Here is an 8,478-nt window from a genome sequence, read left to right as displayed (position 1 = left end):
GTCCAGATCGTCACCAAGCCGGCCGAACTCGCGCCGCTCGGCAACCACATGGACATCGTGCTGGTCGACGCGCCTTGCACCGGCAGCGGCACCTGGCGGCGCCGTCCCGATGCCAAATGGCGGCTGACGCAAAGGCAGCTCGATGCACGCAAGGGCGAGCAGTCGGCGATCCTCGATGCGGCCAAAGTCTATGTCAAACCAGGCGGCCTGCTGGTCTACATCACCTGCTCGGTGTTTGATGAGGAAAACGGTGAGCAGATCGCGGCCTTTCGGGACCGTAACAGCGGCTTTGTTCCCGTCGACCACCGCCAGCTCTGGGACAGCCGTTTTCCCGGCCATGAGGCAGCCGCACGCATCGGCGCCAGAGGCGACATCTCGCTGTCGCCGGCGCTCAGCGGCACCGATGGGTTTTATCTCTGTGCGTTACGCAGATCGGCCTGAATCCTATTCCTGACGGACGCGTGGCGCCGGCCGGCAGGCCAGGTCGATTGTGCAGTGCAGCAAAAGCATTTGCCTGCCGTCCATGCCTCTGCAATAAGCTTATCCGCGTAAAGGAAGGCAGCGGCAATGGCAGCAAAGATCGTACCCGCCCCGGACTATGAGGATCGCGTCAGGACCTCCTTCGCGCGTCAGAAGGCGATGGCCACGATCGGCGCCGAACTGACGCTGGTGACGCCCGGTATTATCGAGATCGAGATGCCCTATTCGGCGGCATTGACCCAGCAGCACGGCTTCCTCCATGCCGGTGTCATTTCGACGGCGCTGGACTCGGCCTGCGGCTATGCCGCCTTTTCGCTGATGCCGGAAAACTCCGGCGTGCTGACCATCGAGTTCAAGGTCAACCTCCTGGCGCCGGGCAGGGGCGAGCGCTTCCTGTTCCGCGGCTCGGTGACGAAGCCCGGCCGCACCATCATCGTCGCCGACGGCCAGGCCTACGCCTTTGCCGCCGACGGCGAGGCCAAGCTGATCGCCACCATGACTGGCACCATGATGACGGTGGTCGGGCGTGATGGGATTGAAGGGTGAGTGGCCGGTTCGCCGCAGGCGAATTCATCGTGCCGGTGGCACGATGAAAGGCCACGAACGCCGGGAGCTGCCGGAGGCAGCGGGTCCCGGCGAGCGGCGGTGCAGATAAGCAGATGATCGGGCGGAGAGGAATAAATCATCATGGCCGATAAAATCTCGCGCCTGTCGGGCAAGGACGTCCTCTTCGTTATGGCGGCGCAGGCCGAATACGGCCCGCACCTCAAGCAGCTGTTCACGCCGCTGATGACCGGTGTCGGTCCGGTCGAGGCCGGCGTCAGGCTGGGTGCTGAACTCTCCTGGCTGAAATCGCAAAAAGCACTGCCGGATCTCGTTGTTTCGCTCGGTTCAGCCGGCAGTCGGACGCTGCAGCAGACGGAAATCTACCAGGCGGTTTCGGTCAGCTACCGTGACATCGACGCTTCGCCGCTCGGCTTCGAGAAGGGCGCCACCCCCTTCCTCGACCTGCCGGTAACCGTGCCATTGCCCTTCAAGATACCGGACATCAAGCAGGCGACCCTGTCGACCGGCGGCGCGATCATCACTGGCGCGGCGTATGATGCTGTTAGCGCCGACATGGTCGACATGGAGACCTTCGCCTGCCTGCGCGCCTGCCAGCTGTTCGACATTCCGCTGATCGGTCTGCGCGGCATTTCCGACGGGGCGGCGGATCTCAGGCATGTCGGCGACTGGACCGAATATCTTGAAGTCATCGACGAGAAGCTGGCGGACGCCGTCATGCGGCTCGAACGGGCGATCGGCGACGGCGCCCTTCGGACGGAACCACCCCATGAAGATGCCGGACCAGCCTGAAAGTCGGGCTACGCAACCCATTGCGTCGACTCGTTTCTTTCTCTAAACGCTCGCCATGAAAACAGCCAATCATCCCGACACCGTCCTGATTGTCGATTTCGGCAGCCAGTTCACCCAGCTCATCGCTCGCCGCATCCGCGAGGCCGGTGTGTTTTCCGAGATCGTGCCGTTCCAGTCGGCCGAAGCGGCATTCAAGCGCATCAATCCGAAAGCCGTGATCCTGTCCGGCGGTCCGGCTTCGACCGGCGATATCGGCAGCCCGCGCGCGCCGCAGATCGTCTTCGACGCCGGCGTGCCGGTGCTCGGCATCTGCTATGGCCAGATGGCCATGTGCGTGCAGATGGGCGGCGTCGCCGAAAGCTCCGACCATCGCGAGTTCGGCCGCGCCTTCGTCGAGATTCAAAAAGACAGCCCGCTGTTCGAAGGCCTGTGGGCGCCCGGCCAGCGCCATCAGGTGTGGATGAGCCATGGCGACCGCGTCATCTCCTTGCCCAAGGGCTTCGAAGTGTTCGGCAAGTCAGAGGGCTCGCCCTTCGCCATCTTCGGCAACATCGAGCGCAAGATGTACGGCATCATGTTCCACCCCGAGGTGGTGCATACGCCCGACGGCGCCCGGCTGCTCAGGAATTTCGTCCACAACATCGCCGGCATCGAGGGCGACTGGACCATGCGCGCCTACCGCGAGCACGCGGTCGAGACGATCCGCAAGCAGGTTGGCAAGGGCAAGGTCATCTGCGCGCTGTCGGGCGGCGTCGATTCTTCCGTTGCGGCGCTGTTGATCCACGAAGCGGTTGGCGACCAGCTGACCTGCATCCTTGTCGACCACGGCCTGATGCGCAAGGACGAGGCCGCGGGCGTGGTGGCGATGTTCCGCGAGCATTACAATTTGCCGCTCATTCTGGTGAACGCGTCGGACCGTTTCATTGACGCCCTCGAGGGCGAGTCGGACCCGGAGAAAAAACGCAAGACCATCGGCCGGCTGTTCATCGAGGTGTTCGAGGAAGAGGCCAAGAAACTCGGCGGCGCCGAATTCCTGGCACAAGGCACGCTCTATCCCGACGTCATTGAAAGCGTCTCCTTCTCCGGCGGCCCGTCGGTGACGATCAAGTCGCACCACAATGTCGGCGGCCTGCCCGCGCGCATGAACATGCAGCTGGTCGAGCCGCTGCGCGAACTGTTCAAGGACGAGGTGAGGGCGCTCGGCAAGGAGCTCGGCCTGCCCGAAAGCTTTATCGGCCGCCATCCATTCCCCGGCCCAGGCCTCGCCATCCGCTGCCCAGGCGGGATCACCCGCGAAAAGCTGGAGATCCTGCGCGAGGCCGATGCCATCTATCTCGACGAGATCCGCAAGGCCGGCCTCTACGACGCCATCTGGCAGGCCTTTGCCGTGCTGCTGCCGGTGCAGACGGTCGGCGTGATGGGCGACGGCCGCACCTACGAGTTCGTCTGCGCGCTGCGTGCCGTCACCTCGGTCGACGGCATGACGGCGGATTTCTACCACTACGACATGGCCTTCCTCGGCGCCGCCGCCACCCGCATCATCAACGAAGTCCGCGGCATCAACCGTGTCGTCTACGACGTGACGTCGAAGCCGCCGGGAACAATCGAGTGGGAATGATTCAGGCCTACTCAAACGCCGCCGAGAATACGCCAATCTGCGATGTAACATACTGAAAACGAAAATAAATCCTTTCAGAGACAATCAGCGACAATCGGCACGCAGAGATTGGCTTTGACGGGCCGCCTGACGGACCTTCCGCATATTGCCCCCCCGAGTTTTTCTAAGTACCGTCAGAGCCAATGAGGCTTGTGACGGTACTTTTTTGTGCCTTAAGGCATTGAAGAAAAAAGGAACTTTCTGTCACGAAGCTTCGAAATTGTACTGACGGTACTTTTTAGGAGGCAATGGGTATGCTGACGGACGCCGCCCTTAAGGCACTGAAACCAAAAGAAAAAGCCTACAAGATTGCTGACCGTGACGGCATGTACATTCGCGTCATGCCCAGTGGCACGATCTCGTTTCGGCTGGATTACAGGCTGAATGGACGCCGTGAGACGGTCTATCTAGGCAGATATGGCAGAGATGGAATCTCGCTCGCGTTGGCACGAGAGAAGTGCCTTGATGCCAAGCGCGCCGTCAGCGAGGGACGTTCGCCGGCGATCGAGAAACAGCGCGACAAGCGCCGCCTGAAAGAGGCAAAGAGTTTCGGCGAATTCGGCGAGAAGTGGCTCGCGGCCGCGCCGATGGCCGACAGCACGCGCGCCATGCGACGCGCCATCTTCGAACGGGAGCTTCTTCCGGTCTGGCGCAATCGCTTGCTGACGGAGATCACGCCCGATGACCTGCGGGCCCATTGTGGCGCGATCGTTGAACGCGGTGCTCCGGCGACCGCCATCCACGTTCGAGACATACTGAAGCAAATCTACGGCTTCGCGATCTTGCATGGTGAGAAGGTCGCCAATCCGGCCGAAGAGGTTGGACCGGCATCGATCGCCACCTTTGTTCCAAAGGATCGCTCGCTTTCGCCCGCGGAAATTCGAGTGATGCTGAAGCAGCTGGAGCATATCGCTACACTCCCCACGATCCGTTTGGGAATGCGGCTTTACCTGCTCACTATGGTGCGCAAGAGCGAGCTGCAGGACGCGGTATGGGACGAGGTCGATTTCGAAAATGCGGTCTGGACGATCCCGAAGGAACGCATGAAGCGCTCGAAGGCGCACAATGTATACCTGTCACGCCAGGCGCTCGACATTATGATCGCCCTAAAGACCTGCGCGGGAAATTCCAGATACTTGCTGCCGTCGCGGTACGACGCAGATGCTCCTATGTCGCGCGCCACCTTTAACCGGGTCACGTACGCCGTCATCGAACGCGCGAAGTCCGAGGGGCTGCCTCTGGAGCCGTTTACGGTTCATGACCTGCGGCGCACGGGCTCGACGCTGTTGAATGAACTTGGTTTCAACAGTGATTGGATTGAAAAGTGCCTGGCGCATGAGGACGGGCGCTCGTCGCGCGGTGTCTACAACAAGGCCGAGTATGAGGTGCAGCGTCGGCATATGATGCAGGAGTGGTCGGACATTTTGGACGCCTGGGTCCAAGGCAAGAAGTATGTGCCAACGCTCATCCCGCCGTCGATGCCGATCTTGCAGGCCGACCCGGCGTTTTGACTGGAGCCCCGGTGTTGCCTTCACGCGACGCGTCTTGACAATTGATCAACGTTTCCGCTGCCAGAGTTGGTGCAATCGCCACATCGCCTTGCTTGTCCGAGCGCCGTCCGGACCACCAGCTACGGGCTTGGGCAGATTTTCTCGACCTTGCCCGAACAGACGGACTTCAGTTTCACCAGACTTGGAAAGTAGTCTGCCAACGGGGCAAATTCTTTTGCAAAGCAGCCGTTGGCGTCGGGCCAAAACCATGGTCCCCCCTTCGGTTCGGGAGGCCAGTGCCCGGGAGGCATGGTCCTGTTAGCGGCCATCTCGATGATGCTGCTGCAGAACTTGTGGTTCGTCGTCACTTGGGGCAGGCCGTGGCACCTGAAACACCCACCTGCGTCTGGGGGAACGATCGGGCCAAAATTAGACCAAGGCTCGGGTTCGTCCCCAAGACCGACAAACTCAAACGTTTGCGACTTCGGCACGTCCTCCGCGTACATTGACTTGATGGTCTGACTAAGCATCGTCTTCGGGTGCACAATGAACGGGTTATTGCCGAGGCGGCAGACGTTGCAACGATCTTCACCGTCTTTGGGATGCACCAGTTCACCGAAATCCCGCGTCTTGAAATCATCCCAGGTGATGCGGCTCGTGCCGGAACCTTCGTAGACAATGTTGTCGAATAAACACGCCTTCTTTTGCAGCTTGTCTGCACAGATCGTGCCGACATATTGCACAGGCCAACCGGGTTTGCGCCTGACGAGCGCTACGCAGAAACCGCCGGAGATATCATCCCTATAGGTCCACACCTCGGCGTCAGTCCAATCTGAAGGGAAGAAATACCTATGTGTTTCGGAACCGAGGTCCTCCCTATGGACCCAGCGCTTGTCCGCCGCGAATGAGCCGGGCACGGGTACTCCCGCATCGCGACACGCCTTCAGGTATGCTGGAACGTCGTCGCGGAATTTCGCCTCGCCCACTGCGGGCCAGCCACTCTCCGTGAGCGCGGGGCCGGCACCTTGTCGCTCGATGATGTCTTTGGCCTTTTGCCATTTGCTGACGAGCCGGCGAGCAACATCTCGCTGCTGTATGGCAGCATCGGTGTTCGCCAGAGCCGCTGCAAGTTCGATCTGCACAAAGCTTCTTTCTGCCTGCTGCGCCCGCGAAACGACTGGTCCCTTGAGCGTATCGATCATCTGCCTGTATCGGTCAGACGCTTCTTCAACGAGCAGCCCTTCGACGCAACCGCGAGCGCGTTCCAGCAGCTCCCCGCGATTCTTGTCGGTGACGTTGACCTCTACTCCTGAGGGCACTTCGAAAATGCCGCCATACGCGGCGACGAGATCACATGACATGGCCAACGAAGAGAGGCTTCCTGATCCTTCATCGGCCGCCATCAATAGGGTCGAGACGTAAGCGACGATCAGCAACGCCCCAGAGGCTGCGACGGTTCTCCAACGCATCAGCATTCAGTTCCTGACAAGCTTGAGCAACCGGGCCGAAACGGTGTGTGAAGGAAAGTCCCTGTAGCGATATTGCATGAAGATGTTTCGCCGAGCCTGTCGATCAGCAAAAGGGCATCGCGGGTTTTCACTGCGGGTCCGCTTGCGGCGATCCAGCGAAGCGCGGCCTCCTGAAGCCCTTTATGCATGCCTGCTTCGTCCAATACCTGTTTCCAGGTCCGCGACTTGAAATGGGTCTTGCCGGCTACAGCCATGACGGCGGGCGAGCGAGCCGTCCAGAATGTCCGCCGCAACCATTCGCTGCAGAACGTCGGCCACATCGACGAGCGGAACCGTCAGCGGCAGATAGCCAATCTCTGCCGGACCATGAATCATGGCGACATCGGCATCGGCACTGCGGCGTCCTGTGAGATAATCCTCGAAGACTTTCCGATGCCGATCATCCCGAACTGCCAGCATTCAGCTGCTCTGAGGGCACCCATGCTCGCCGCACCGAGTAGGCGGCAGCCGGCGTCAAGCGCGAACAGAATTTCCTTGTGCCATACTGCAGGTCCCGATTCGAATAGGCCGTCGATCAACCCGATGACCTTGCGCCCCTCGAGCACCGCGCGCATGACATCGCCGCACCGGGCCGGTGGCGCAATGTCAAACGCCTGCCCACCTTGCACACCAGCGAGCGCGATACAGGCTTGGACCGACGAAGATCAGAGGCCTTATGCGAGGCTCCATTGCCGCAGTAGCTTGCGGGCAGCTCGTCCGGACTGTGCATAGGATTCGGGTTGGTGCGTGCTGACCAGGTCGTCGGCAAGCACGCGTACCGCTTCGATCCCGAATCTGCCGCCGCCGAGCGGGAAAACATAGATGTCGCGGACGCCCTCCGTCACGCTGCCGACGGTATCTTGCAAACTCAGATCCTGGCGTTGGTTCAGGAGGCCACCTTGCGGCAGAAGCCGGTAGCTGCCGAACAAGCACGATCCAAGGTCGGGATTGTAGGTGAGATAATAGGAGCAATGGACATTGTCGAGTGGACGCGATGGATCCCATATATCCTTCGTTCCTAGGACATAATCATTCCTCGTGCGCAGGACGGTGGCGGATTGTCCGGCCTCGAGATCGTCCAGTTGAACAAGCCTCCTGTTTCAGTCTTAGTATCGGCGCTAACCATCCAGATCGCGCTATGCCGTTCTTGCCGCGTGATCCAGGCCTTTGACAGGACGGGCTCGGCGTTGTTTCACGTCGGGATTTGGTGCGCGGAGGATAGGTTTCGAGCGGCGGGCCGAAAGCCATGCCTGAACCTCGCCGAGGTCCCAAACCACGCATCGGGCGGTCAACGCGAAGCGTCGCGGAAATTCGCCCCGCTGTTCCATTTCGTAGATCGTGCTGTCTGCAAGGGGCACCATTTCACGCAATTGGTGTCTCCGGATTGTACGCTTCAGTACCTCTTCATTCGATCGACCCATTTCGCACTCCTCAGCATGGGCCCAAATTCAAGGCGAAGGTGTTCGATAATGAAAGAGCGTCCTGTCCCGCGTCGCATCATCGGCGGTTTTGACCTGCAAAAGGGACAAGTCACGCGTTGTGGTGGTCAACTTTTCGCAAATGGCTTCTGCCGCCACGACACTCGCGCCAACCCGCATCTGCAATCTCGGATCGATCTCCAGCGTGCGCAGGAAGGCGATTCGTTCTGTCAGCCCGGACTAGGTTCGACGCACCAGGTGCTTCCGGCGCCGAGCGCAGCCAATGAAAGCGGGTTTGGCCGATTCGACGGATCAACCTCCAACAGCCTGTCCATTGAGGCAAGCCGATCCAGCGAGATACCCGCAATGATCGCGTTCTCTGCCCGTCGGCGGGCAATCCGTATGCAGACCTGGTTTCTGATCGGCAATGATGTCGCCGAACTCATGACCGTTCTTTGGCAAGCGGCCTCGGCCGCACGATGCTCAAATCAAATTTGGTTGGCAGGTCAGGTCCCGTATTGTTGACGGCGGAGGTGGGCATTCGATGGGCGGGCGGGATGATTACCATC

The 8,478-nt window shown here is 60.5% G+C and carries 8 protein-coding genes and 2 pseudogenes; 5 read left to right on the top strand and 5 right to left on the bottom strand.

The features are described 5' to 3' along the window. The 5 genes and pseudogenes from EN984_RS13670 to EN984_RS13645 form a co-directional block, all read left to right on the top strand. Positions 1-441, top strand: a pseudogene (locus EN984_RS13670) (MFS transporter); the annotation flags it as partial. 126 nt (positions 442-567) lie between these two features. Next, positions 568-1,026: a PaaI family thioesterase gene (locus EN984_RS13660; protein WP_013530371.1), complete on the top strand. Its 459-nt coding sequence runs from the start codon at positions 568-570 to the stop codon at positions 1,024-1,026. Positions 1,027-1,167: 141 nt separating this feature from the next. Next, complete coding sequence (locus EN984_RS13655; RefSeq protein ID WP_127270410.1) at positions 1,168-1,836, top strand: 5'-methylthioadenosine/S-adenosylhomocysteine nucleosidase; 669 nt, start codon at positions 1,168-1,170, stop codon at positions 1,834-1,836. A 55-nt stretch (positions 1,837-1,891) separates the two neighbouring features. Continuing rightward, positions 1,892-3,454, top strand: a complete 1,563-nt coding sequence (gene guaA, locus EN984_RS13650; RefSeq protein WP_127267909.1) for a glutamine-hydrolyzing GMP synthase — start codon at positions 1,892-1,894, stop codon at positions 3,452-3,454. Between the two features lie 293 nt (positions 3,455-3,747). Continuing rightward, on the top strand, positions 3,748-5,004 hold the full coding sequence (locus tag EN984_RS13645) for a site-specific integrase (RefSeq protein ID WP_127267910.1): 1,257 nt from the start codon (positions 3,748-3,750) through the stop codon (positions 5,002-5,004). A 119-nt stretch (positions 5,005-5,123) separates the two neighbouring features. Here the strand turns inward: EN984_RS13645 and EN984_RS13640 are convergent, their stop codons facing one another. The 5 genes and pseudogenes from EN984_RS13640 to EN984_RS38735 all read right to left on the bottom strand — a co-directional run. Continuing rightward, positions 5,124-6,458 (bottom strand): hypothetical protein, encoded by a 1,335-nt coding sequence (locus EN984_RS13640; RefSeq protein WP_127267911.1) that lies wholly within the window; start codon positions 6,456-6,458, stop codon positions 5,124-5,126. Positions 6,459-6,632: 174 nt separating this feature from the next. Beyond that, positions 6,633-6,911 (bottom strand): TfuA-like protein, encoded by a 279-nt coding sequence (locus EN984_RS13635; RefSeq protein WP_127267912.1) that lies wholly within the window; start codon positions 6,909-6,911, stop codon positions 6,633-6,635. 254 nt (positions 6,912-7,165) lie between these two features. Next, positions 7,166-7,420, bottom strand: a complete 255-nt coding sequence (locus tag EN984_RS13625; RefSeq protein ID WP_127267914.1) for a hypothetical protein — start codon at positions 7,418-7,420, stop codon at positions 7,166-7,168. A 207-nt stretch (positions 7,421-7,627) separates the two neighbouring features. Continuing rightward, positions 7,628-7,912, bottom strand: coding sequence for an AlpA family phage regulatory protein (locus EN984_RS13620; protein WP_127267915.1), 285 nt, complete (start codon positions 7,910-7,912; stop codon positions 7,628-7,630). Positions 7,913-8,080: 168 nt separating this feature from the next. Further along, positions 8,081-8,307: pseudogene (locus EN984_RS38735) on the bottom strand (hypothetical protein); the annotation flags it as partial. Positions 8,308-8,478: the final 171 nt, after the last annotated feature.

The organism is Mesorhizobium sp. M7A.F.Ca.CA.004.12.1.1, assembly GCF_003997835.1.
Classification (GTDB): Bacteria; Pseudomonadota; Alphaproteobacteria; order Rhizobiales; family Rhizobiaceae; genus Mesorhizobium.
This window is presented reverse-complemented; position numbering and strand designations above follow the sequence as displayed.